Origin of the sequence: uncultured Draconibacterium sp., assembly GCF_913063105.1 — a bacterium.
In the GTDB taxonomy this organism is placed as follows: Bacteria; Bacteroidota; Bacteroidia; order Bacteroidales; family Prolixibacteraceae; genus Draconibacterium.
This window is the reverse complement of sequence record NZ_CAJXYQ010000002.1, coordinates 314709-341706: the sequence shown is the minus strand read 5'-3', so window position 1 is coordinate 341706 and position 26998 is coordinate 314709. Positions and strand designations below refer to the sequence as shown.

The window sequence follows — 26998 nt, the reverse complement described above, 5'->3', positions numbered from 1 at the left end:
CCCAATTTTTCAAGAGGGGAAAAAGTTTAATAGTTGGGGGTGTTTTTACTAATCATTCCCATTTAACTCAAACCAGTCAAATACCGCTTCATTTTTACTTTCTTCGCCTGCCGATGTGGCATACATTCCAACATAAACTCCGTTAAAACGCTGGGCTACTTCATCCGAAATCAAGGTATAGTCCTGAATTTCACCAATCGATTTTAAGTCTTCTTCCGACTCGCCAAAATAGAACTGCACTTTTAAACCATCTACTTTGGCGCTTAACACAACCCCTTCGTTTTTATAAGGTACAGTGGCCAAAATTTCAGGAATAAATTCACCTTTATTGTCTTTTTGAAAAGCTTTTACCAACTCTACTTTTTCTTTTGCTTTTAGCAGTTGATAGTTATTTCCATGCCGGCGATAAATTACAAGGCCTGCTTTTTCATTCTCCTTTTTTGTTTTAAACTGAAGTTTTGTTGTTGCCCGATAATTAAAATGGCGGGTACGTTGCGCAATAAATGATGGATTTACTAACTCCGTTACCTGCCCGGGCCTAAGTTCAAGTTTTAGCTGTCCGTTGTTAAGCGAGTACCATTGGTATCGTGGCGATCGCAGGAAATTCCACTGCAAGCCCAGCTTTTCAGCACTAAAATCGTCGCGTTGCGGAATCTCAGGAACAAGCGTCCAGGGCAAATCAGGGCGTTTTTGTTCTTTCTGCAACAAACCTAAACCCGGATTAAAAATTGGGGTTACACCACTTTCTTGTTGTGTCATAATCACCTTTGCCAAAAAAGTTTCGCGGGCAAGGGTTACAAAACCATCCACATGGCGTTTTGCCAGCATTACACTCCACCAGTCGCCGTTTTGTGTTTGCACCAAATCTGCATGTCCGGTTTGCCCAATGGAGTGTGTTTTCCCCAGGTGACGGTGTGTCATCACCGGGTTGGCATGATTTGGGATGTAGGGGCCCCACAGATTTTTACTGTTAAAAACAGTAACCGCGTGGTATTCGCCGGTTCCACCTTCACCAATTAGCAAGAGGTATTCGCCATTAATTCTAAACAAGTGCGGCCCCTCTGCCCAACGAGCATTGGACGCATGACCATAAGTCAGTTGTTTCTTTTCGCCAAACAGAATGCCTTTATCCGGGTCGATTTCCTGCATCCAAATGCCATTTTTCCCGGGCCATTCGCCTTGTGTTCCATCCACTACTCCGGCTCCGGTGTAGTAACATTTACCATCGTCGTCCCAAAACAATGACGGGTCGATACCCGGTGCGTCTTTTATCCACATTGGGTCGCTCCATGGGCCGGCCGGGTCTTTTGCGGTGATGATAAAATTTCCTTTTTGCCCCACCATGGTTGTAATAATGTAAAAAGTGCCCTCGTGGTAACGGATGGTTGGCGCAAAAATCCCGTTTGAATTTCTTAAGCCATCTTCGTAAACAATCTGGTCGGGGCGATGCAATCCATACCCGATTTTTTCCCAGTTCACCAGGTCCTTACTTTTATGAATGGGCAGCCCTGGCCACCACTCAAAACTCGAATTTACCATGTAGTAAGTATCGCCAACACGGCAAATGGATGGGTCGGGATAAAAGCCTGGAAGAATAGGATTTTTATAATTCTCGGGAGCTTTCTGTCCAAAAAGATTTAGGGAGAATAAGAAAGCTAATATAAAAAGGATATACTTGTTGTTCATAAACATTTATTTAGTAAGCTGTTTGTTTTCAAAATATTCAAAAGAAGCTGTATTTGTGCTTGGTTTCCCATTTGATGTGGCATAAATACCGGCAACTGTTCCGTTAAAGCGGCCCGCAATTTCATCGCTAACAATTGAAAAATCCTGTGCTTCGCCAATGGGTTTCATGTTTTCGGGCGAGGCTCCAAAATAAAACTGCAAATCCAAACCTTTGCCGCTTACTTTCAGGTAAACTTTGTTTTGGTTGAATGGAACAGTGGCTATAATTTCTTTAAAAGATTCGGTGCCAATTTCATCTTTCGCAACGGTTTTTATGAGTAGAATTTCATCTTTCGTTTTTAGCAATTGATAATGCGTACTCGATTTACGATAAACGACCAACCCGGCGCACTCGTTTTCTTTCTCTGTTTGAAATTCAAGTTCGGTGCTGATTTCAAAATGATGCGAACGAATGCGCTGTGCCCAAAAAGACGGGTTTACCAAACTATCGAGAACCTGTGGGCGTAAATTAAGAACCAACTTCCCATCATCCAGTTTATGCCATTTCTCAAGTGGCGAACGTAAACAAATCCATTCCAATCCCAATTTATCTGACTCAAAATTATCTCGTTCCTTTAATTTGGGAACAGGTGTCCAGGGCAAATCGGGGCGCTTTTGCTCCGGTTGCAACAAGCCAATGCCCGGATTGTAAATGGGCGTAATTCCCGACTCCTGTTTTGTCATTTCAACCTCGGCCAAAAACGTTTCGCGGCATAAAACCGAATAACCGTTTATTGGCCTTTTCGCATGCTGAACTGCCCACCAATCGCCATTTTGCGTTTGTACCAAATCGCCATGCCCCGTTTTAACAATTGGGTAAGTGTAACCTAAATGACGATGTGTTAACACCGGGTTGGCATGGTTCGGAACGTAAGGCCCCCAAAGCGTTTTGCTGTTAAAAACCGTAATGGCATGGTATTCATTGGTTCCTCCTTCGGCAACCATCAACAAATATTCTCCATCAATTTTAAACAAACGAGGTCCTTCTGTCCACTGTGCATTTGAAGCATGACCGTGGGTAAGCTGTTTTGGCTCGCTTAACAGCTCTCCATTTTCCAAATTGATTTCGGCCATAAAAACACCATTAATTCCGGGCCACTTGTTTTTATTGCCATTTACAATGCCGGCAGCCAGAAAATAGCTTCTACCATCGTCATCCCAAAATAAACAGGGGTCGATACACCATTGTACGTTTACCCAAATCGGGTCAGACCATGGTCCCCCGGGATTTGCTGCCGTAACGATAAAATTGCCTTTACAGCCCACGCAGGTACAAACCACATAAAAAATACCGTTATGATGGCGGATACTTGGCGCAAACATTCCCAAAGAATTGTCAAGCCCATCGGGAAAATTCATCTGGTCGACACGGTGAATGGCATGACCTATTTTCTCCCAGTTCACCAAATCTTTGCTTCTCATAATTGGCAGTGCAGGGAACCATTCCAAAGTTGGATGGGTCATATAATACGTATCACCAACCCTGCAAATCGATGGGTCGGAATGAAAACCTGAAACGATTGGATTTTTGAAGCTACCGGGTGCATGTTGAGCAAATATATCTTTGCCAAAACTTATCGCTACAATACAAAAAACAATAAAAATATTTTTCATGTGTTTATAATTGTTTGTTTTTTAACGAAAACACATGGAATTAACTCCACTGCGCTCCATTGAACGTTGTTTCGCTTGAATTATATTCGTTTCCGATTGGTATGAATCATTTCTCCTGCTCATTTCATGAAACTGTATTTTCCGATTTATTCTACATTCCACTTTTTGACTTCAATAATTTTCAAAGTTAAGCTCAAACATTTATACAGGAAGAGATAAAATGGCTGTTTATTGGGGGATTTTTTAGCTTTAATGAATAGTTCACCCGGCTTCGAACAAAACAAACGCTTTCCGGGAGGTCTTTTAAAAAAAATACATAATTCGAATACTAAAACTACAAACCTCCCATAGCCAAAGCCATGAGAGGTTTGTATTTAAACAAATTGAATTCCTTTATGATTTCGAAAATTTTATCTTGTTTTGGACATCTAATGCTGTAATTAAATCTTGATTTTAAACACCCAGGAATAATCCAGTTCCGCGTCGGAAGGAAGTTTTATGCTTAACTTCCCGGCCGACTGTTCAAACTCAATCTTGCCATCATAACCTAAAAGCGCGATAGATTTAATGTTGATATTCGATGTGTTTAAATACTTAATTTCAATATCGTTAGTTGGAGGTACCAATGCAATGGCGTAAAGGTTATCTCCATTTTTAGTAAAACGGAAATCCTGCTCGGTATAGCTTTTGTCCTTGATTTCGGCCAAATGACCGGTATTTGTTTTTGTGGGGCCTTCGCCAAAAACTTCCCAGTGAGTTGCACCATAAATCGATTCGCCGTTTACCTTAAGCCATTTTCCTATGTCCAATAAAGTTTTTTTCTGGTCTTCCGGAATGGTACCATCTTTTTTCGGTCCGATATTCAGCAATAAACAACCGTTTTTACTTACAATATCTACCAAATCAGCAACCAATTCCTGTGCTGATTTTGGAATCCAGTTTTTTGAATAATACCACGAGTTTTTACCAATTGAGGTATCGGTTTGCCAATATTCTTTGCGGATTTTATCCGACTTACTTCTTTCTAAATCGAACATGTGGGTACCTTCGGGGTAGGACTCGAAATTGAAATTTTTTGTTTGCAGAACCACATCTTTGTTACGTTCAATTCCTGAGTTGTAATAGTACGCAGCCAGTTTTTTATGGTAGGGAACAAACTCGGGGCGGTCTAAATAAAAATCGAACCACAAAATGTCCGGATCATATTTATCTATTATTTCTTTGGTGCGCGGCCACCAAACATCGGCCAGCCATTCCTGGCTCACCGAATCACCAATTTCGTGTGGAGGTGCGTACAAATCGGCATATTGCGGGTCGCCGGTATCAAAATAATCTTGCTGGTTGTAGTAGTTGTAGTTAAAGGCCAAATGCGAGCTTGCTCCAAAAATTAAACCTTGTTTTTTAATCTCGTCGGCCAAGGCCTTAAAGACATCGTAATTCGGACCTATTCTTGTAGAATTCCAACGGGTGTAGCTTGATTCATACAAAGCATAACCATCGTGATGCTCGGCTACCGGAATTACATATTGTGCACCAGCTTCTTTAAAAAGACTCACCCACTCTTCCGGATTAAAATTTTCCATGGTCCACATTGGAATCAAATCTTTGTAGCCAAATTCCTTTTGGTCGCCAAATTTTTCTTTGTGATACAAGTAAGCCACGTGCGGTTCTCCGGCTTTAATTTCGCCCGTTTGAATATTGATATGCCCTTTATCGGAATACATCCAGCGAGGATACCAATCGGTATGCAATTCTGCCACCGAGTTTGGCCCCCAATGAATAAAAATGCCAAATTTAGCGTCTTTCATCCATTGTGGAATTTCGTAATTCTGCAGGCTTTCCCAGCTTTCTTCAAATTTTTCCTTTTGCTGAAAACCGTCCTTTTCAGATTGTTTTGGTTTTGATGTACAAGCCATTAACAGGCATAAGCAAAAAATAGATAGTGTTTGTTTCATATTATTCAGATTCTTCAAATTCATTTTTACATCAATTCGCATTCATTTGCAAAATCAAAATCTTTATCTTTTATGGGAGCTAAAATTTGCTGAACAGTGTAAACCAGTTCCATATCCAAAGGTTCTTCAATTACTTTAATGTTATTAATCATTCGTTGCGGTTTTGAAGAAGAAACAAGGTTGGTAGGTATTTCCGGATTTGCACAGCCAAATTGCAAGGCCAGTTTTTCGATGCTTGTTCCGTTTTCTTTACAAAATGTAGCCGCTTTTTGCACCGTTCGTTTGTCCTCTTCTGTGGCCGGAAACCAATCTGCCACTCCCCTTTCGGTGAGCAAGCCCATTCCCAGCGGTGATGCTGCAATTAAACCAACTCCACGGTTTTTAGCCAAAGGTAATAATTGCAACATACTGGTGTCGCTTAACATGTAATGGTTGTGGCACAATAAGGTATCGGCCCCGGCATTTTCAAATACATATTGAAATACCTCGATGGGATAAGAGGTAAAGCCTGTGTAGCGAATTAAACCTTTACTTTTTAGTTCTTCCAGATAAGGAAGCGATTCGTTAATAACCACATTGAGGTGTTTTTTTTGCTGGTACTCAACATCGTGCAATTGCAACACATCCAGGTAATCAACGCCCAAACGTTCTAAACTTTCGTGTAAAGATTTTTCGATAGCCTCGGGAGTAAAATTAAAATAGCCGTTGGCAAAACGTCCGGTTTTGGTGGCCAAAAAATATTTATCGCGAGGAACCGATTTTAAAGCCTCTCCCAAAACTTTTTCGGCCATAGTGTCGCCATAAAATGGAGCCACATCGATATAATTGATTCCATTATCAATTGAGGCATGAACAGTTTTAATTCCCTCTTTATCGTCTGTTTTTCCGAAAACAGCCCCCAATGCTGAAGCTCCAAAACTTAATGCTGAAACCAGCATATCGGTATTTCCTAACTTTCTGTACTCCATTTTATCTGTTTAAATAAAACCGTTCACAATTCTTTCCGTAAATATCATCTTGTTCAGTCTGACTGAAAGCAGCAAAATACTCTTTTGTGATTTTCGACATTTTTGCATAATCAGCAGCTAACAAACAAACCGGCCAGTCGCTACCATACATTATCCTTTTTGTACCAAAAGTCTCAACTATTACATCCAGGTAGGGAGTAAAATCGCTGCTTGACCAATTTGCCCAATCTGCCTCGGTAACCATACCCGATATTTTGCATTTTACATTGTCTAAATCTTTAAATGGGCGTATATTTTTTTTCCACTCTTCAGTTCTTCCAGATTTAATATCTGGCTTGGCAATATGGTCGATAACAAATGGCTGATTGGGAAATGTTTTTGCCAGTTCAATTGCAGCCGATAATTGTTTTGGAAAAACCAGAATATCGTATGTTAAGCTAAATTTCTCTAACAAAGCAATGCCATTCTTAAAATCTTGGCGAAGCATAAAGTCATTATCAGGTTCATCCTGAACTACATGCCGAACGCCCACCAGCTTTTTGTTTTCAGCTAATTCTTCCAAGGTTTGCTCAAGAATATTGCTTCTTAAATCAACCCAACCAACTACTCCTTTTATAAATGAATTCTGGTTTGCTAAACCCAACAGCCAATTGGTTTCTTCAATGGTTTGTCGGGCCTGCACAGCAATGCAGGAATCATAGCCATTAGCCTTCAATAATGGTTGTAAATGTTGAGGAAGAAAATCGCGTTTTATGACCATTAATTCATCTGTAATCCACGAATATTCTTCGGGATTGTATTTCCAAAAATGTTGATGTGCGTCAATTTTCATTTTTACTTTATTTTAAAATCCATAGGCCAATGCTCCCCCATCTACACTAAAATCCTGACCGGTAATGTACGATGCTGCTGGAGAAGCAAGAAAGCCAATCATAGCTGCTAACTCCTCAGGTTTCCCAAAACGATGTAGTGGCATGCGGTTTAAAATCTTCGCTTTTCGGTTTTCATCCATCACTCCCTGAGTCATTTCTGAAGGGAACCAACCGGGCGAAACCGAGTTAACCAGGATATTGTCTTGTGCCCATTCTACTGCCAAACCTTTGGTAATGCCTAGTACGGCTGACTTACTGGAGCTATAAGGAACAACTTCAGAGAACCCCAGAAAGGAGGCCATAGATGAGATGTTGATGATGCGACCAATATCTTTTGACATTTTCAGGTAGGGATAAGCCTTTTGGCAACATTGAAACAGTGCCGTTACATTGATGTCGTGTATGTATTTCCAGTCATCAACGGTAAAATCTTCGGCACGTTTTTTTATGGTTACGCCAGCATTGTTTACCAACACATCGATAGTTCCGTTGTTGGCATCGGCAACTTCTTTAAACTTCTGCGCAAGTGCTTCATTGTCGGTCACATCCAATTTCTCGAAGATAATTTCTCCTGGAAGCTCAACATCAAGCTCTTTTTCGGGCACTCCCCGGCGGCTGAATCCATAAACCTTTGCCCCACATTGAGCCAAAAGAATGGCCATTGACAAACCTAAACCACTTGAGGCTCCGGTTACAATAATGGTTTTGCCACTGAGTCCGTATAATTGTTCTATTTTGTTCATTTCAGTTTTGTTATATAGTTATTACAACCTTGGTAACTTTTGAAGGGTCGGCCGACCACATTTCAATAGCTTTGTCAGCTTCATTAAAATCAAAAGTATGCGATACAATATCCTCGGGATTTACGGCACCGGCCTTCACCGCTTTCATAACATTTTTGAAATCTTCGGGCTCTGAACCTCGCGAGCCACGGATGTCGATTTCTTTTAAAACAAACAATTTTGTATTAAAACTTACAGGTTTTGCACTATACCCAATAAAAACTACGCAGCCGGTAAAACCCACAATATCAACAGCCAAATTATAAGTAGCAGGCAAGCCTACCGCCTCAATTACTACATCGGCACCAAAACCTTCGGTTATCTCATCAATTTTCTCAGAAACATTTTCAGAAGAAGAATTGATGGTATATGTTGCGCCGGCTATGCGGGCTTTGTCTAGTTTGTCATCGGCCAAATCGATTGCAATTACTTTTCCGCCAAAAGCTTTTGACCCGGCAATGGCTCCCAAACCAATTACCCCGCACCCGATTACCACCACATTTTGCTTCGTTTTTACCTGCCCACGTTTGGCTGCATGAAAACCCACTGCCAGCGGCTCTAACAAAGCCAGTTGGGTTAAATTTAACGAATCATCGGCTATCAATTTTTCCCATGGAACGGCAAGGTATTCAGTTAATCCCCCATCGCGCTGCACTCCAAGGGTTTCGTTAAACTGGCAGGCATTAAAGCGTTTATTCCGGCACGAGGCACATTTCCCACAAGCTGTTTGAGGCATTATGGCAACCTGCCCTCCAAGTTTTATTTCACCGGGGACATTCGCTCCTATTTCCTCTACAATTCCGCTTAACTCGTGCCCCGGAATTACAGGATAGCTTACCAGTGGATTTAATCCCCGAAAAGAATTTAAATCGCTTCCGCAGTAGCCAGCTTTTTTAATCCTCACCAATACTTCGCCTTCTTTAACAGCAGGTTTTGGTATTTCGGTGAAGCGTGTTTTTTCTTTTTCTGTTATTTGAAATGCTTGCATTGTTTATACAATTTCGGTTAAACATTCATCCTTAAAAGAAAATCCCCAGCCCGGACGATTATGAGGCCTTGCCATACCATTCTTAATTTCAAGTGGGTAATCAATTAGCGGATCAATCCAATCAAATGATTCTGCTCCAACACCATTGGGGATGGTACACAACAGTGGAATATCGTAGTCTTTGTAATAATGCGGCAGAACAGGAATATCATAAGCTCCAGCCAAAGCAGCACTTTCCCTCCAGGCTTCAACGCCTCCAATTCGCACAATATCAGGTTGCCAAATATCCAGTGCACTTCGTTCAATAAGTTCGCGCAAAGGCAGTGAACTGAACTCGCGTTCGCCCATTGCCAGCGAAATCCCGGTTTTGTTTTTTAAGGATTCAAATCCGCGGAAGTTGGTATGATTTATCGGCTCTTCAAACCAGGTAATTCCAATTTCACGGGCTGCACTCGACAGGCTCATTGCATTGGGTAACGACATTCCCTGGTTGGCATCCATCATAATTTCAACGTTCTTGCCAACCGATTCGCGCACCAAACTCAAACGCTCCAGGTCTTCTTTCCAATCGGGTTTACCCACCTTAATTTTAACCGCTTTAAAACCGCGCTTTACATAATTGGTAACTTCATCTTTTAATTCATCAACAGTATAAGATATCCATCCGCCACTGCCGTAAATTGGAATTTCAGTTTTATATGTCCCCAATACTTTCCAAATAGGAGCACCCAGAATTTTACAATGCGCATCCCACATGGCCATATTAAAAATAGCCTGTGCCCAGCGGTTAATCCCCTCTTTCCCGAAGTATTCATTATCACAGTCTACCTCAGTAAACATACGTCCCGTTTCGTTAACATACGCGCCAATATATCTGTCGCCATGGTCTTTAATAGCACCAATTATTGCATTTGGGCTGTACTGAAAACTTAACAAATAGGCCTCTCCGGTAACTCCTTGTTCGGTTTGTATTCGTACTACCAAAAACGAAATTTCGGTAATAGTGTGTGTCGCATCCGAGATAGGCTTTTCGAGTTTTGCTTTAGTGGAATAAACCTTATAACTTTTTATTTTTTGCATGATAGTTTGATTACAGATAACACAATACTTACATTATTAAAAGCAGTGTAATTAATCGTTAATATCCCCTTGGTTTTACTGTATTATACTTTTTGACAATAACAACTATTTCATTGATTTCCACTTCTCGGCTGCTTTACTTTCCGGGTTAGTTTTCTGAAACTTTGCCACATAAGCCTGCCATTCCTTTTCGCGAGGTAATGTCCCCCATTTTTCGCCATCTGTATCCCAGTCAAAATCATGTTTTGTATCCATTATCAAAAAGGCTCTATATCCGGTTAGGTATATTTCCATATCTTTGATTCCAACAGTTTTCATATTCTGAGTAATCTCAGGCCATGCCTTTCCTGGTGCATGAACAGCAACATATTCGTTTGCCAATTCGGGATCATTAATGATCTCTAATGTCAAGACAAAACGGGCATACTCTTTTGGTGTTCTTCGGATTAACTGACCTTGAGCAGCTGTATAAACCCGCTTCTGCTCCATCTTGTAAATTCGATCGATAAGTGCATACTCGCCATTAATTACTTTTGCAAAGGGTAAAAATTCTGCAGATTCTTTTGATAGATTATTTATTACCTTCTTACATGTATCCAAATCAAAATCTGCTTCTGCATCAACAATAATTATATTAATTGAATCTGAGCTATAGGTCTCCACATTCACAAAACCATTTTCCAGAAGCAAATCATAAGCTTTCTTATCCTTTATTACTTCAGAAATATCAATGTATTTTTTTGCATCCAATGACACAAAAACAAACCTCCTCATTTTATCCTTGGAATTCTTTTGGTCTGAACAAGAACCAATAAAGAAAATGAGCATTATTAATGCAAATAAATATCTTTTCATTGCAATCTGTTTTTGTAAACTCACATCTCAAGTTTTATAAAACTAATTTTAAACCAACATTTTAAGCATAAGCGAAGAAAAAGTGTTTACTTTTTAATGAATACAAAAATACCTGTCCTTGATGCGTTTGGAAATAGTATTTTGTGTAAATTTGATGGATTATATTTTACTTCCAGTGCGTTATGAACATTCAAAAAAGACAAGATGGCTTTACCGGGCAACGTATGGTTTATATTCCTGATCATGTAGAAAAACAGATTTTACAAGATCCTCGAATTAGCGACCTTTATATTACTCACATTGGCCATTTCCCTAACGCTAAAGGGCAATACCGTGACCGGCCAACAGGCAGCGAACAGTATATTCTGTTCTATTGCAAATCGGGCCAGGGAAGAATTAGCGTTGAAGGCAATGAGACATTGGTAAAAAGCAATAATGTTTTTATTATTCCGCCCAACAAAATGTGCCGCTACAGCTCATCGGAAACCCAGCCCTGGGATAATTACTGGATCCATTTTACCGGGAAGAATGCTGACTTATACACACCTCCGTGTGAAGTTTTATTGTCAATTGAGGAAACCATAAATTCGCGCATTGAAGACCGGATGCTCATTTTCGAGCAGATGCTGCAAAACCTCGAGCAGTATAATAATTTCGAGAATGTGCTTTATGCCAACACCTGTTTAAAATATTACTTAACTTCAATCAGACAAATTGAAAATTTCAGATTTACAGGAGATAAACCTGCCGGCGATTATTTTAGCAAGGCCTTATCGTTTATGAACAACAACACCAACAAGCGGATTACCCTAAGCGAACTCGGTGAAATTTGTGGCTGTTCAAGTGCAAACCTTTATAAGGTGTTCATGAAAAAACTAAAATGCTCGCCAATGGATTATTTCTTACAAATGAAAATACAAAAGGCCTGCAGGTATCTAGTGAATTCAGAAAAAAGAATTAAGGAGATTGCCATGGAACTGGGTTATGACGACCAATATTATTTTTCGCGTTTGTTTTCAAAACACATCAGAATGTCGCCCAGCCAGTTTCGAAACAATGAAAAGAGTTAGGATTCTGCAGCTTTTTTAATGCATTGAGCAAATGGAATCGTTCATTTAAGTTTTGTTACATACACGTAATACGCCCCAGCAATTATTTCATTGTTTTTGTCGAGCAGAACGCCTTTTACAAAGGTGTCGCCTCTTTTCAATTTTACATCAAAGGTAATGTGCGTATCTTTTGCCTTTACTGCTTTCAACTCATCATATTTTCCCACTTTCAGCTTAATTGATGCTACCGGCAAGGCTTTCATCGTTTTTCCGTAAATGAGTTTATCAACTTCCCCATTAAAATCGTAAGCATCAACTTTTTTTGTAAAGGTTGGAATGCCTTGTATTGGTGCGTTGGCTTCGCGGGGCCAACGTCGTACTTCGAAGCGATAGGTACCCTTTTGGGCAACCGCAATGTCCCACGCTCCGGTTTCAGGCCTTCCTACAGCAACTTGTCCATGGTTCCATGGGCCATCAGTTAAAAACCAATCGGATGGGCTCAGGAATATTTCAGGGTCGTTTTTATGCCCTATAATAACAAGTGGTTTGTCGCGGTCGCCAGGAGTAACTCTTGCCCAGTATTTTTTATGCGATTCACGAATATCTTTTACGACTTCGGGGTATTCATTTATAATATTGTTCTTCTGAGCCGGGTCTTTTTGGATGTCATAAAGTTCTTTGTTATCTACTAATCTCCACCTGTTGGTCATTCCCACTGTGCCAAGCCATTCCTTCGGTTTAAAAAGCCATTGCTTTTCTACAAAAAGGGTACGTTCTGCCTGCTTTAGTTCAGGCTCTTTTAGCTGCTGCTTAAAACTGCGTCCGTCAAAGTCTATGTTCTTTTTATCAACTAAATCGCATAAATCGATAAGCGTTGGTAAAACGTCGAAATGAGCCGTTAAATCATTTACATCGCTACCATGTTTTATATCTCCATTTGGCCAATGAACAAAAAACGGAACCCGGTGACCACCATCATATACCATGGCTTTTGAGCCACGCATGCTTGCATTAAATAAAGGTACTCCCTCTGTTCCTCCGTTATCGGTCATAAAAATAAAAATGGTATTGTCGGCTTTTCCGCTTTCCTCAAGTGCCGAACGTAATTTGCCAATATTCTGGTCAATACGGTCGATTCCCGCAAAAAAAAAGGCCATTTTATCGTGTATCTTACCCTTATACTTTTGCACCATCGATGTGTCGGGAATAGTATGCGGACTATGCGGCAAATAGGTAGCCAGGTAAATAAAGAATGGGGCTTTTTTATCTTCCTGAATGAAGTTGATGGCTGCATTAAAAAACACATCCGGAGCATAGCCGGCCTTTTGTATCCGTTCGCCATTATGCCAATAGTAATCGTTTACCCGGTCGTTGTCAAACCAGTCATCGGTGGTTCCGGTTCCGCCATCGCCATGTCCGAGCCACTCGCCAAAACCCCGGTCCATAGGCCGATAAGGATAGTTGGCGCCCAAATGCCATTTTCCAAAAGCTGCAGTACGGTAACCTGAGGCTTTAAAAACATCAGCCATGGTGGTTTCCGTAGCTCGCAAGTGGTTACCTCCTGAAACAGTACGCCATACCCTCACTCTGTGCGCGTACTTTCCGGTCATTAATGCTGCGCGCGAGGCTGCGCACGTGGGGTCGACATGGAAGTTTGTAAACCTTACCGATTCTTCATGCAGCTTATCGAGATGTGGAGTCTTAATCACCGGGTTGCCATGGCAGCTTAAATCGCCATACCCTTGGTCGTCGGTAACAATCAGCACAACATTGGGCTGATTTTGAGCATTTAATAATTGAAAAAATCCACCTAAAATGAACAGTATCGCAATTGCTATTTTTTTTGAATACGCGGGCATTGTATGTTTTTTATTTTTGATTGTTAACCACATTTATATCTTTCGTTTTCAATGGCACTCTTTCATCAAACACATTGGTTTGGTTGAAATTTTTAACTTCGTCCAAGGTAATGGAAGGCCGTTCATCATTATGCAGGGTATGCATTTGCGTATTTTTAATAAAATGGCCATCAACGTTACAGGCATAAATACCATGTGCCGGAACAATAATGCTATCGCGGTCGTTTGTGTACATTCCTGCCCTTCCATCCATTCTGGTATTCTAAATCCAGTTCGGGCACTTTTACCCAAATCGGGTCAGACCATGGTCCCTCGGAATTTATTGCCGGTACAATAAAATTGCCTTTACAGCCCACGCAGGTACAAACCACATAAAAAATACCGTTATGATGACGGATACTTGGCGCAAAGATTCCCAAAGAATTGTCAAGCCCATCGGGAAAATTCATCTGGTCGACACGGTGGATGGCATGACCAATTTTCTCCCAGTTCATCAAATCTTCGCTTCGCATAATTGGTAGCGCCGGAAAATACTCCAAAGTTGGATGGGTCATGTAATAGGTGTCGCCAACCCTGCAAATCGACGGGTTAGAATGAAATCCTGGAACAATTGGATTTGTAAAGGTTGCTGGTGATTGCTGTGCAAACACCAGCAAGTTAACCGTTAATAAACAATGTACAAGTACCAAATATTTCAGAAATATCATAATCTCGTTATTTTTCGGATGCATAGCTAAGTGCCTTTACAGCCAGCTCAATATCATTCCTTGTTAATTCGAGATTCTTATCGAAATCAAAAGTCCGTAAACGTGCAAAATTTTGTTTCTCGTACCGGTCAATATTCACATCGCGGTACTCCTGCCACGAATTAGTTGCCTGCTCTAAAAATTCCACTGCTTTTTGTTTATGTTCTTCATTGCCTCTTTGTTTGAAGAATTCGAGTTCAACCGCTCCTTTTATTTTGTTTGAATAATATCTACCCAAATGCGCCATGGCCTGAATATCAAGCAAAGTCTGTTCCAACTCCTTTGTTGTTTCTGAATTCAGCAGTTCGTTTGCACCTTTTAATGCGGCAGCTGCGCTCTGCTCAAGCTTAGCAGCCACATCCAACGGTGTGATTTTTTTGATTTCCGATTTTGCCAAACTTGCCTTAACAAAATCGAAAGGGTTTAAAATTCCGCTTCCCTGCATGGTCGGGTTAGTTCGAAAATCATCAACCGTTACCAAATCCTTACCTCCGGACATACAAGCCTCGGGTTGCCACATGTAATCCCAGTCGCGCCAGTGGAAGCGATTAATTTGCGGAATAATTTTGGAGGAATGTTGCCAGGTTTTCAACAGTAGTTTTGCATCCGTTTCTGGAAATCTGGCTGCCAGAATTTTTTCAAAACGTTCCAAAGGAATATCCGGGTTGTAACCCAAACGGCCCCACAACAAAAAGCGGAACCAGTGTTTGTTAATTTCCAACATTCTTGGCGACTCCGGGTTTTTGCTAATGAATTCGCGTCCCCAAACGTAACCGTCGGAGCCCATGTGGTAACCGGCCGTAGCCTCGTATGGCATGTTTTTTATAAATCCGCTGACGTATGCCGGGTCGCCCCAGCGGTGGATAAAAATATCATCGTTTCGCAGGTTCCACCACGATTTTAGATTTTGTGGCGCCATCCAATCCAATAATGGGTCGGCAAATGGAGGATTTTCATGCGAATACAAACGGGCTTTTGCATATTTAAAACTCATATCAAACTGGTCGGGATAATCGCCCCAGTACTTCATAATTTTTTCCATGTCGGTCCACCAAAAGCGGTGAATAAACTTTATTTCGCGTTTAGGCTGAACGGCTTTTGCATCCAGTATTCCCATGCCATAGGTATCCCACAACCATTTTTCTTTATCCTCGTCGGTCATTGGTTTGCGCATATTTTCGCCTGCAGTAACTCCTAAACCTGTTAAATCGGGATAGTTCAGTATAAATTGCTTTACTGATTTTCTTAAATAATCGATACTGGTTTGATTTTGATAATCGTTGCTGATGCCATATTTCCCCTTTTTATCACCTACTTCAGCGTTTGGGCCGGGCACTGCAGCACCGTTTAAACAAATATTCCAGGTAATAAAATACACATCAATTCCCCGGTTTTTTGCATGCCTCATTACCTTTTGCCAAAACTCAATTTTTTCATCGATACTCATTTTCTTCAGCACTTTCAGATTGGCAACAGGTTTTGCACTTGCCATTTCCGGAACATTCCATGCCCATGGTTCATCCTGAGGTTTTATGGTAGTTCCGCAAACATCCTGCAAAGCTACATCGGGGTAATCATCCAGTTTTACCATCGAAGAAAAAGGATGTGCATTCCAAAATGAAATTGCATTGTAACGGTAACGTGCCATGTTATCGAAAAAAGCTACCCAAAAATCATAGTTCCACATTTCGGCGATGTTGTTTTGGGCGGCATCACCCGAATCATCAAAGGCTGAGGTTCGTATGTCGAGTGGAATGTTGAATTTTATACCGCGTTTTGGGATGTATGGTTTTTCTTCAATATGATTGATGTTTTCCAGAATTTCACCGGTACGAATCAGCTCATTTAACTCAAAACAAGCATACATTAAACCATTGGCATCACCCGATAACAGTTGTAAAGTTTTGTTATTTGGTTTTGTTATCCGAAATCCTTCAGGTTGGTTAAAAGCTGTATCAATTGCAATCAAAATTCGAAACGATGCATTCTCTTTTAGCTCATAGTCTTTTTCCAACAAGGTTTTTTCCATATCTTCCACCGCAAATTCAACCTGAGGAATTGTTTTCTCAAAATCAATAAAAACTGATTTTTTGCTCTCACATGAGTGCAGTAAAAGGATGGCTACCCAAAAAATTGCGTTTAGTTTTAGTTTCATATTCAGCAATTATAATATATTCATTTTAAATAGGTAAAGGTACAGTCTGAATGACTATAAATAAAAAACTATCTTTCCGTCAATCTAAAACCGTATGAATAATGCTTTTCTAACAATCGGTATTTATTCAGCGGGCGTGCTTTTATACTCCATGAATCGATCCCACCAACGCCGGCCTGAATTAAATCAATATTCAAGGTATAATAATCAGCATCCTCCAACTGCCATGTAAAGTTCGCCTTGCTCAGGTTTTCTTCGGTAAAGGGCCATATTGAAAATGCTATTTTATCACTAGCTGTGATTTTTATTGTTTGCCCATTTTCTCCTGTTAGCTTCACCCATTCTATTCCCGTTCTGTTCCCGCATTCCTGAGGCCGAACATATGATTTGGTCAATTCGTCGGTTTTCATTGAATAAACTCCTTTTAATGACGAACAATTGCGGTCGATATAGTTTTCATGGGGCCCATTACCATAAAACTGAACATTCTCAAAAGATCTGTTAATACCGGTTTGCATCCCGACGCGTATTAGTTCCGGAGCCGACTCATCTACAGTGATATCAAAATGAACATCTATGGTTCCATTGTCATAAACGGTGTACTTTTCTTCTATTCTAGCGGCCTCCGGTATCATCCGGGTTATCTTTACGACAATCGTACTATCCTGTTTCTGAGCATCAATGCTTTCCAGTTTCAATTGAGATTTTGAATTTGCCCAAACATTTAGTTTTTCATCTGTTTTCCATCCCCAGTCATCATTGTCTGTGGGAACACGCCATAAATTAGGAAGCAAGGCTTTTTCAATAACTTTTCTATCATTGTATTGAAGAGAGGTAAGAGCTCCTTGTTTTTTATCAAAAATAGCGGTGAATTTTTTACCCGTCAACGTCAATTTCTGTTTATCCTCTTTTAACTCCGGAACGGTCGATTTTATTTCTTTCCAGATGGTTTTACTGTCAACAATAGTTAATTGATCCTGAGCGATTATGTACCCAGCCCTTGCCCAATCCGTTGCCTGCGAAGAATACATTTTTAGTTGCAGCCAATAATCTTTTTCAGCCTTAATTTTTGGTTTTTTAAAATTTATTGTCGTTCTGCTTCTATCTCCCGGTGCAATTTCCGAAGTCTTAAATTCTCCATAATCAATTGGTTCTCCATTTTCAAACAGTTCCCAGGTAAAATTGAATTTCGACAGATTGGTAAAGTTGAATCGATTTTCCAGTTCAAGGCTTCCACTCTCTATATCAAAAGCCCTAAATACTACTGGTTGATTTACGTATTTACACTCAAATGTTTGTGGCCGGAATCCCTTATCGGAATTGAAGATTCCATTGATGCTCACATTTCCATCGTTAGGGGTATCACCAAAATCGCCACCGTAAGCATAATACTTTTTTCCATTTTCGGCAGTCCTTTCAATCCCCTGATCAATCATATCCCAAATGTATCCGCCAATCAAATTGTCGTATGAATAAATCATATCCCAATACTCCTTCAAATTGCCTAATGAATTTCCCATGGAGTGCGCATATTCGCACATCAGAATAGGACGGTGAATGTAAGGGCTTGTGGCCATTCCTTCCAGTTCTTCGAGACTGGGGTACATCCGGCTCAGCACATCAACATAAACCGGGTCGGTAGGATTTGAATAATATTTGGCCATGGCCGCCTTGTATTTATCGGAGTTAATTTTGGCATATTCCGGGTGATTGGGATCGCCTTGTGCTCCTTCGTAGTGGATAAATCGTGTTGGATCGAAATCCTTTACATAACCTGCCATTCCGGCAAATGTTGGTCCGCAGCCCGACTCGTTTCCAAACGACCAGGAAATAATTGAAGGGTGGTTTTTGTCACGTTCTACCATACGAATTACACGGTCCATCATACTTGCAGCCCACGAAGGAGTGTTACCCAGTTCGCCTCGTAAACCATGAGATTCAATATTAGCTTCGTCCATCACATACAAGCCGTACTTATCGCACAATTCGTAAATGTATGGGTCGTTTGGGTAATGCGATGTGCGAATGGTATTAAAATTATTTTGTTTTAAAATAAAAACATCCTGCTCCATTTCTTCGCGGGTAACCGTTTTTCCACCGGTAGGACTGTGGTCGTGACGGTTAACACCTATCAATTTTACCGGTTCGCCATTAATTAATAATTGCTGTTTATCGCTAAAACGCACATCTCTAAAACCTACTTTTACACTTCGTGCCTCTAAAGAATTTCCATTTTTATCTTTTAGGTTAAAAACCAAAGTGTACAAATAGGGGTTTTCAGCATTCCAGGCTGTAATATTCTTTACTTCAACCTCTAACAAACCAAAGTAAACGTTGTCGCGTTGTGGATAAAATTCATTCACAATATTGTTTACATTTACTTCCAAAACGTTTTCTAACACAGACACATTGTTTGCATCGAAAAGTTGAGCTGACAATGTATAATCTTTCGGGTTTAAAGTTTCGTCAATAACAATTTCTGGACGAACCTGCAAGGTGGCGTTTGTATAGTTTGAATCTAATTTTGTACGAACGAAAAAATCGTTTAAAGCCACTTTGGGTTGCGCCATCAACATCACTTCGCGGTGAATTCCACTCATACGCCAATGGTCCTGGTCTTCCAGGTAACTGCCATCGCACCATCTAAAAACCTGCACTGACAGAATGTTTTTTCCTTTTTTCACAAATTCAGTAATATTAAATTCCGCCGGTAACCGACTGTCCTGGCTATAACCAACAAACTTGCCGTTTATCCATACATACATTGCCGAGCTAACCCCACCAAAATGAAGAATAATTTCATGCTCGTTCCAATTTTCAGGAAAATTAAATTCTTTTACATACGAACCAACAGGATTGTCTCTGTCGATGTAAGGCGGATTACAGGTAAAAGGATAAGTAGAGTTAGTATAAATTGGGGTACCGTAACCTTTCATTTCCCAACACGAAGGAACTTCAATGGTTTTCCATGCTGTAAAATCGAAACCTGCTTCATAAAAATTGGTTGGTTTATCTTCCTGTTTGTCAACAAATTTGAAGTACCAATCGCCATTAAGTAGCTTAATTCGTGAATCATTCCTATCACCTTTTAAAGCATGCTCAGGATTTGAGTAGGAATAAGATGTGGCTCTTGTCGGCAATTTATTTTCTTCGTAAATATGTTGATTTTGCCAATATTTACTGCGGAATTGCTGTGCATTGTTTTTTATGGAAAATATTGCCAGAAATAAAGCAACGAATAACATAAACTTCATGGGAAATGGTTTTTCTAATGTTTTGATTTGTAATATTTTGAATATCTTTTTTTTTGAACTTTGCCAACCAGAATATCACAACCTATTCAACAAAAATACAATCAATACAAAAGTTTAAAAATGGTGTATTACTGAATAAAGATGGATTATTTTTCACTATTTTTTTTTCTTTAATTAGCGGCATTATTATTATTCATTTTGAATATACTGGCCCAAGTTGGAAAAAGGAAACGCGCTTGTTTATTTGAATACTTCGTAAAAGTCACAAAAGCAGACATGAAATAAAATAGGGTATATTTTAATTCATGTCGCGATTTTTTATCGAATTGCTATCTTCAATTCTTTGCTTGTAATTTCTCCGCAAACGGCTTTTACAGTCACTGTTGTAGTATCCAAATTTGCCTGCAAAATCATCAAAGCCTTTCCTTCAGACGTTACTATTTTATTGCTTTGGTAATCCTGAACATTTGACGGAGATCCGTTGTCGACACCCAATAGTTTGGCATCGCCCTCAATTTCAAATCGTAGCTCTTCTTCTGAATGCCGAACCGGATTTCCATCAGCATCAAGTAGTTGAACCACAAAATGGACCACATCGTAGCCATTGGCATTAAGCGTAGTTTTATCGGCCTTTATTTCTATTCCGGCAAAAGCTCCGGCAGTTACAACAGTATTTTCGGCTGAATTATTTACTGCACGTGCTACCAGTTTCCCGGCAGAAAAAGGAACCATCCATTTTAAAATATGATCGTTAACATGAGCCAACTTTTTTATGCCTAATGATTTTCCATTCAGAAATAGTTCCACCTCGGGTTGGTTGGTATAAACTTCAACAGCTATCTCCTCTCCTTCTTCGTAATTCCAATGAGTGTTTACCTCTTGCCAGCCCCATTTTTGACGAACGGCCCAATTCGCTTCTTTTTCAACCAGATTATTTGATTTGCCAACCGTTTTATAAGGCGATTTATCCAGCGTTTGGGTAGTAATAAATACATGCGGTTCATCGTTCCACAAAGCTTTAAACAATTGATAAGATGGTTTTTCAAAGCCTGCAAAATCGAGCAAGCCGCTGCCGCTACCCCTCACTGGCCAGCTGCGCGATTCGCCCATGTAATTTATTCCGGTCCATAAAAAAATGCCTGAAATAAAGTCTTTGTCCATCACCGGTTTCCACTCGTGATAGCGTGTCCAGTTTTCAGTTCCCAGGAAAACCATATCGGGATAATGCTTTTTACAATAATCGTAAACCGACTGACGATAGCTTAATCCTACAATATCCAAAGCCTCGGCGTACCCTGAAAAATTACTTACTGATGGAATTACCAGGTTTGCTGTTACGGGCCGAGTTGTATCTATATCGCGTACCCAATCGGCCAATTCTTTTGCAGTGTTTGCCAGGTTATATTCTCCCGGTTCCGCGTTGTTAAAATTGTCTTTTATTTGTTCTACCGACAAAGGTGGCTCGTCCCAGTAGTAGTTTACATCGCCAACTTTGTTGCTGCCCCAATAACCGGTTGCTTGCCCGTAACGCGGGTAAGTCCACTCAATTTCGTTGCCAATGCTCCACATTATTATCGATGGGTGATTTCGGTCGCGCAGCACCATACTTTTCAGGTCGCGTTCTTTCCACTCGGTAAAATGTTCAGTGTATCCGCTGGTAAGCGGATTAGCTTCCTGCTGGTTATAATTGTGGCGTTTGTCTTTGGGGTTGTTCCACTCGTCGAAAGCTTCATCCTGCACCAGGAAACCCAGTTCGTCGCACAAATCCAAAAACTCTGCCGATGGCGGATTATGGGCAGTACGGATGGCGTTACAACCAGCTGCTTTTAGCTTTTTCAAACGACGCTCCCAAACACCTTTGGGTACGGCTGCCCCAACCAAACCACCGTCGTGATGGAGGCACACACCTTTTAGCAACAAATTCCTTCCATTCAGAAAGAAGCCTTTTTCTTTATCAAACGAAAACGAACGAATTCCGAATGTTGTTTCTTTCGAATCAACTACTTTTCCATCGACAATAATTTCGGAAAGCAGGTGGTACATATTCGGAGAGTCAATATCCCAAAGCTCAGGATTTCCAACATCCATTTTTTGCTGAACAGTTTGTTGTGCATCTCCTTTTAATTGTAGTTTTGTTTCGCTGGAAGTAATCTTCATTGTTCCCCGGGAAACCGAACTTTTTACCGTAATTGATTTTTCCGAAGCAAAACGATTTGCCACATCCGTTTGAACCGAAACGGTCGCTTTTTTTGCATTTACTTCGGGTGTTGAAACAAACACCCCCCACTGCGGAATGTGTACTTTATTAGCACTAACCAGCTTTACATTTCGGTAAATGCCCGAGCCCGGGTACCAGCGGCAATCGATATAAGCAGAACGGTCGGCCTTTACGGTAATTTCATTTTTTTCGCCATATTTTAAAAACTTACTTAATTCGTATTTAAACGGAATGTAACCGTATGGGCGTTTGCCGAGATATTGCCCGTTTATCCACACTTCGGAGTTGGAATAAACGCCATCAAATTCAATCCAGGTAATTCTGTCACTCCAATCCTTCGGAACAGAAAATGTTTTTTTATACCAGCCAATTCCTCCGGGCAGAAAGGCGGTTGCTCCTGCCGTGTTTTCTTGTGTAAATGATTGCTCTACACTCCAGTCGTGCGGCAAACGTACTTCGTTCCAATCTGCGGTATTTGATTCATTAATAGCATTGCCGTCGATATCGCCATAGTGGAATCTCCAGTTGAAATTAAAATCGTCTTCAACACGCGGGCTTGTTGTTTCGTTTTGGTTGCATGCAAATCCGACTAAAAGACTAATCAGAATTATAGATAGGTTTATTGGTTTCATTTCTAATTTGTTTTAGCAAGAGTAAAAATAAGCTGAAATAAGATTTTTTACAGGCGATAAAAGCAAGGATTGTTGCGGGAGTTTTTTAGTCACATAAAAAAAGAACCGTTCTTTCTCTTCTAAATACAGAAAGATCGGTTCTTTTATTTCTTACTGAATCACCAGCCAATTCAAATTTACAACCTTATCAGAACCCCAATCGGCTTTAAACACAACCACCAAATCCTGAACCCCCTCTACTTTTTCGAGAAGTGTGGTTTCTACTGTTTTCCAGCTGTTCCATCCTCCTGTATATTCTGCCGGGAACTCTGCAATTAGCTTACCTTTCGAATTATTTAAACGCACCTCAAAACTACCAACGCGCTGCCCGCAAGCAATTCTCGCAGCAATTTTTTGCGCCTGGCCATCGCCAAAATCAACGCGGTTAAATCGTACATGGCTCATCATTTTGGTTTCGCAAACCATCCAACCTGGCGGTTCGTTACCACCAACAAAGGCTGTTTGAGCGCCGCTTATTTCGTTGTAACGGTCAACCTGAATGGTATCGCCCAGGGTTGGTGTTCCAATTCCCCGCAAAGTTGGTTTTACCTTTTTTACGCTGCCATCGTTTTTAAACTCAATGTAATCGGCACGCATCGAACGAAGCTTGTTATAGCCGCTAATTTCCCACCAATGGTAGAAAAGAATCCATTTCCCTTCGTATTCCACCACCGAATGATGATTGGTACCGTTGCCCAGGTTGTCCATCATTTTTCCTACATAGGTGAATGGCCCCATTGGCTTGTCGGCAGTAGCGTAAGCAATGGTATAGCCCTCATCGGTAAAAACGTGAGCATAAGTAAAATAGTAAATGCTATCTCGTTTAAACATAAACGAAGCCTCTTTATAACCAGCGGGCAAGTGCTCAACCAATTTTGGTTCTGCAGCAATTTCTTTCATGTTGTCTTTTAGCGGTGCCACAAACAATTCTTTACCTCCACCAAAAAACAAGTAGGCTTTACCATCATCGTCGATAAACAAACCGGGGTCGATTCCTGAAACGCCTTTTATATAATCTTCTTCCCATTCGAAAGGCCCGGTAGGACTGTCGGAAACGCCAACACCAATTCTTCGGAATGAAGAGCCATCCTTTGGTTTGGCCGGGTAGTAGTAGTAAAATTTCCCGTCTTTTTCAATACAATCGGGCGCCCACATGGCATAAGTATCTTTGTCGCCCCAGGGCACATCATTTTCTTTCAGAATCCAGCCGTGGTCTTTCCAAGTTGCGCCATTCTCCAATGAAAAGGCATGATATCCGGGCATACAAAAACGGGGAAATTCGGCTTCTCTTCCTGCCGGCGGATAGGTATCGCTTGATGGATAAATATACAATTTACCATTGTGAACACGCGCAGTGGGGTCGGCTGTAAACATGTGTGTTACCAGGGGGTTTTGGGCAATTGCCGTTTTTAGGGCAAGCAAAATTATTAGTGTCAGACTTAGTTTTTTCATGCTTTCTATTTTGTGTTGAACCATATAGGATCATCAGGGCAGAATCAGTTTATTCGTTATTCATTTGATAAAATGATTATTCGTTATTTAATTCTTTATAATTTTAGTTGTCAAACTTTCTTTATCTGAATTGACCCTAAGCAAATAAATACCTGTTTTTAACGATGCTACATTTATGGAAAACTCGCTGTTAAATTGTTCTTTGCCATTAACCATTAAAGCTCCGTTTATAGCGTACAACTGCCAGCTGGTTTCTTTTGAATCACTTGCTATTTGAACCTGCAACTCACTTCCCGTAACCGGATTTGGATAAACGCGCAGTTCTGATTTTGAAAAGCCCGAAACACTTGTTGGCACTCCCGAGCAATTTTCGCCCGGCAAACCATAACAACCATTCCCGGTTGGCCCCAATTGTTTGTCCCAGGTAATTCCGGGCACCCAGTTATCTCCACCAAATTCGTATGCCCCCACATCAGGCGCCGAACCTTTATAGCCATCGGTTATGTTTTCAATTACACGTCCCGCATCAATGGGTTGTGAGTTGGCTTTTAGGGTAAAGTCGCCCTCGTTGCTGTTGGTAAAAGGATTTACGGCTACTGTCAGGTTGTTTTTCTTGTCGGCTTGTTCTTCCCAATTCGAATCGTCTGAAAGGTTATTCCACACCCGCACATTCGAGAAAGCGGTTCCTGCCATATGCCAGGCGCCCATCACTTCCTTGCCATTCCAGAGTGTATTATTAAAAATATCGAGGTTGGTACCGTTCCAGTTTATCTGAATGTTGGTCCATTCAGTATTCCAAACCACATTGTGGTGCACCTCCACATCGCCGGCGTCGTTATCCAGGTATATACCTGCGGCCTTGTACAAACTTCCACGACTTTGGGCATCGTGAAACCAGTTGTGGTGGATTTTCATGTTTTTATCAGCTCCTAAAGTGTACAGTAAACCACAATCGTCAGCCAGCAAGTTACTGTACGAAATATCGTTATAAGCTACGGTACTGTTTTTTGCCGGTATCTGCAGCGCGTCACGACCTCCCCTTGTTATGATATTATTTTGAACAATGGTAGACTCCCCTCTGGCATTTACAGGTGCATCGTAGAAGCCAAGAAAATTGAAATCGTGGATATAGCAATCCAGAATTCTCGTTCCTGTTCCCTGATCCCAAATACCGCTTCCGGAGCCAAAGCCAATCTCACATTTTTCTATGGTGTTCCCTGCTCCGCTTTTTACGTATATACTCTGAGAATTAGCACGAAATCCAGTAGTTACACCTCTCGTATAATTGCCGTAAAGACTGGAAATGCCATAAAGTTTATTAGTGGCTCCTCCAATTTCTACTGAGCCTCCAAAGATGGCCAGATTACGAATCTCGATGTTACTTTTTCCGTTAAGGTCAACACATAGTCTACGTTTTCTCATTTGCACTTTGCCATCCTCCGGACTTGCCCCTCCGGGCAACTGAACATAGAGTGTTTGAGTCGTTTCATCCAAATACCACTCATTTTCATAATCAAGCGCTTCTCTTACACCTTCCAGAAAGTAGTCACCTTTGTCGCCTGGTGAATGGTAAGTGCGAATCCAGTCCGGATTTTTATCCAAATCAAAAACTACTTTCCCGGTCGAACTGCTCTTTATAAAGGCTTTCCAGGCCGTCCATCCAGATCCAGGCCGATCACCATAAAACCAAATTGAGCCTCCATTTCCCCAGTTATAGTTGGGAATCTCACTATGCGTTAAATAAGCATTGATAATGACATCGCCATTGCTACCTCCTGTGTTTCTTTTCGAGTTGGGTGTAAAAACATCGCCATCGGTATTATTTGGCCAACGTGCTAAATCGAGTGCAGTAGTTTCGTGCATCACAAAATTTTCCTGTCCCAGGCTCCAATCCACTGATGTTTTGTAAATACTGCCTTCGTCGGCCTGCCAGTTGTTTAGGGCCTGCATGGCAGAAATTACCACTTTCTCGCCGGGATAGGATGTGAACACCACGGGGAATCCGGGCAAGCCGGAATTTGTCGGCGATAAAGTTTCTTCGTAGTTTCCTTCACGAATAAAAACAGTATCGCCGGCCCCGGCAGCGGCAGCTGCTTTCGAAATGGTTAAAAAAGGTGTTTCAAAAGCCCCATTGTTGCCATCGTCTCCATCTTTACTCACATAATAGTTGTTACCTGCAATTCCTTTTTCCGATACCAGCGAAACGCTGTCGATATAATATGTTCCGGTATTTTTTGCAAAACCAAACATCAGTGCCAAAGCATTAAAATCAGGCGTACCTTCAACAATTGTTGGGATAATGTCCAACGAAATCTTATGCCACTGCCCATCGCCCTGGAAACTTACATCATTGTTTTTATAGGCTCCTCCCCACGAGGCAGAACCCATATTAGAGTGCGAGTACATGGAAACCACAATACTTTCTGCGTCTCCGGAATTACTCATCAAATGAAAGTCGAGTTTGTATAAATTATCTTTTTCTATTTGAAGTGACTGTTTGCGCAGGTAAACCTGGCCTGCATCGTTTGGATTGGCCGTGATAACATCAATTTTTGCGGCCTTCGTTCCTTCCTGTTTATCGGAGGTACTTGTGGAAAAATTTGCCGTTGCATCTCCCCACGAGCCATAGGTCCAGGTGTTTAAACCATCTTCAAATCCCGGATTAGTAAGCATGTTTTGGCCCATTGCCGTACCGGCAAAAACCAGCACAATAAATAATAAACTCAATCTCCTCATCTCTAAATCTTTTTATTTT

18 protein-coding genes are annotated in these 26998 nt (G+C 41.0%); 1 reads left to right on the top strand and 17 read right to left on the bottom strand.

All coding sequences use genetic code 11. The annotated features are described in order from the left end of the window. Positions 1–48 precede the first annotated feature (48 nt). From QZ574_RS02950 to QZ574_RS02910, 9 genes are all read right to left on the bottom strand, one after another. Entirely contained in the window at positions 49–1686 is a 1638-nt protein-coding gene (locus QZ574_RS02950) for a glycoside hydrolase family 43 protein (protein ID WP_297086607.1), read from the bottom strand. Positions 1687–1692: 6 nt separating this feature from the next. Then, positions 1693–3339, bottom strand: a complete 1647-nt coding sequence (locus tag QZ574_RS02945; RefSeq protein ID WP_297086605.1) for a glycoside hydrolase family 43 protein — start codon at positions 3337–3339, stop codon at positions 1693–1695. A gap of 440 nt (positions 3340–3779) precedes the next feature. Further along, positions 3780–5294, bottom strand: a complete 1515-nt coding sequence (locus QZ574_RS02940; RefSeq protein WP_297086603.1) for an alpha-L-fucosidase — start codon at positions 5292–5294, stop codon at positions 3780–3782. A 26-nt stretch (positions 5295–5320) separates the two neighbouring features. Beyond that, on the bottom strand, positions 5321–6262 hold the full coding sequence (locus QZ574_RS02935; RefSeq protein ID WP_297086601.1) for an aldo/keto reductase: 942 nt from the start codon (positions 6260–6262) through the stop codon (positions 5321–5323). A 1-nt stretch (position 6263) separates the two neighbouring features. After that, positions 6264–7094, bottom strand: coding sequence for an amidohydrolase family protein (locus QZ574_RS02930; protein ID WP_297086599.1), 831 nt, complete (start codon positions 7092–7094; stop codon positions 6264–6266). Positions 7095–7106: 12 nt separating this feature from the next. After that, positions 7107–7877 carry an SDR family oxidoreductase gene (locus tag QZ574_RS02925; protein WP_297086597.1) on the bottom strand — a complete coding sequence of 257 codons (771 nt, stop codon included), beginning with the start codon at positions 7875–7877 and terminating at the stop codon, positions 7107–7109. 10 nt (positions 7878–7887) lie between these two features. After that, positions 7888–8904 (bottom strand): zinc-binding alcohol dehydrogenase family protein, encoded by a 1017-nt coding sequence (locus QZ574_RS02920; protein WP_297086595.1) that lies wholly within the window; start codon positions 8902–8904, stop codon positions 7888–7890. A 3-nt stretch (positions 8905–8907) separates the two neighbouring features. Beyond that, complete coding sequence (locus QZ574_RS02915; RefSeq protein WP_297086593.1) at positions 8908–9984, bottom strand: mandelate racemase/muconate lactonizing enzyme family protein; 1077 nt, start codon at positions 9982–9984, stop codon at positions 8908–8910. Positions 9985–10089: 105 nt separating this feature from the next. Further along, the gene (locus QZ574_RS02910) at positions 10090–10839 is read right to left on the bottom strand and encodes an L-rhamnose mutarotase (protein WP_297086591.1); all 750 of its coding nucleotides are present in this window, start codon (positions 10837–10839) and stop codon (positions 10090–10092) included. 182 nt (positions 10840–11021) lie between these two features. Between QZ574_RS02910 and QZ574_RS02905 the strand changes: the two genes are divergently transcribed. Continuing rightward, positions 11022–11909, top strand: coding sequence for an AraC family transcriptional regulator (locus QZ574_RS02905; protein WP_297086589.1), 888 nt, complete (start codon positions 11022–11024; stop codon positions 11907–11909). A 41-nt stretch (positions 11910–11950) separates the two neighbouring features. Here the strand turns inward: QZ574_RS02905 and QZ574_RS02900 are convergent, their stop codons facing one another. The 8 genes from QZ574_RS02900 to QZ574_RS02865 form a co-directional block, all read right to left on the bottom strand. Next, positions 11951–13747 carry an arylsulfatase gene (locus QZ574_RS02900; RefSeq protein ID WP_297086588.1) on the bottom strand — a complete coding sequence of 599 codons (1797 nt, stop codon included), beginning with the start codon at positions 13745–13747 and terminating at the stop codon, positions 11951–11953. A 10-nt stretch (positions 13748–13757) separates the two neighbouring features. Continuing rightward, positions 13758–14000, bottom strand: a complete 243-nt coding sequence (locus QZ574_RS02895; RefSeq protein ID WP_297086586.1) for a hypothetical protein — start codon at positions 13998–14000, stop codon at positions 13758–13760. Then, on the bottom strand, positions 13960–14454 hold the full coding sequence (locus QZ574_RS02890; RefSeq protein ID WP_297086584.1) for a family 43 glycosylhydrolase: 495 nt from the start codon (positions 14452–14454) through the stop codon (positions 13960–13962). The genes QZ574_RS02895 and QZ574_RS02890 overlap by 41 nt, the downstream gene beginning before the upstream one ends. Positions 14455–14461: 7 nt before the next feature. Further along, complete coding sequence (locus tag QZ574_RS02885; RefSeq protein ID WP_297086583.1) at positions 14462–16648, bottom strand: hypothetical protein; 2187 nt, start codon at positions 16646–16648, stop codon at positions 14462–14464. Positions 16649–16716: 68 nt separating this feature from the next. After that, entirely contained in the window at positions 16717–19902 is a 3186-nt protein-coding gene (locus tag QZ574_RS02880; protein WP_297086581.1) for a glycoside hydrolase family 2 TIM barrel-domain containing protein, read from the bottom strand. Between the two features lie 318 nt (positions 19903–20220). After that, the gene (locus tag QZ574_RS02875; protein WP_297086579.1) at positions 20221–22752 is read right to left on the bottom strand and encodes a sugar-binding domain-containing protein; all 2532 of its coding nucleotides are present in this window, start codon (positions 22750–22752) and stop codon (positions 20221–20223) included. A 150-nt stretch (positions 22753–22902) separates the two neighbouring features. Beyond that, complete coding sequence (locus QZ574_RS02870) at positions 22903–24243, bottom strand: family 43 glycosylhydrolase (RefSeq protein ID WP_297086576.1); 1341 nt, start codon at positions 24241–24243, stop codon at positions 22903–22905. Between the two features lie 87 nt (positions 24244–24330). Next, the gene (locus QZ574_RS02865) at positions 24331–26979 is read right to left on the bottom strand and encodes a T9SS type A sorting domain-containing protein (RefSeq protein WP_297086574.1); all 2649 of its coding nucleotides are present in this window, start codon (positions 26977–26979) and stop codon (positions 24331–24333) included. Positions 26980–26998 lie beyond the last annotated feature (19 nt).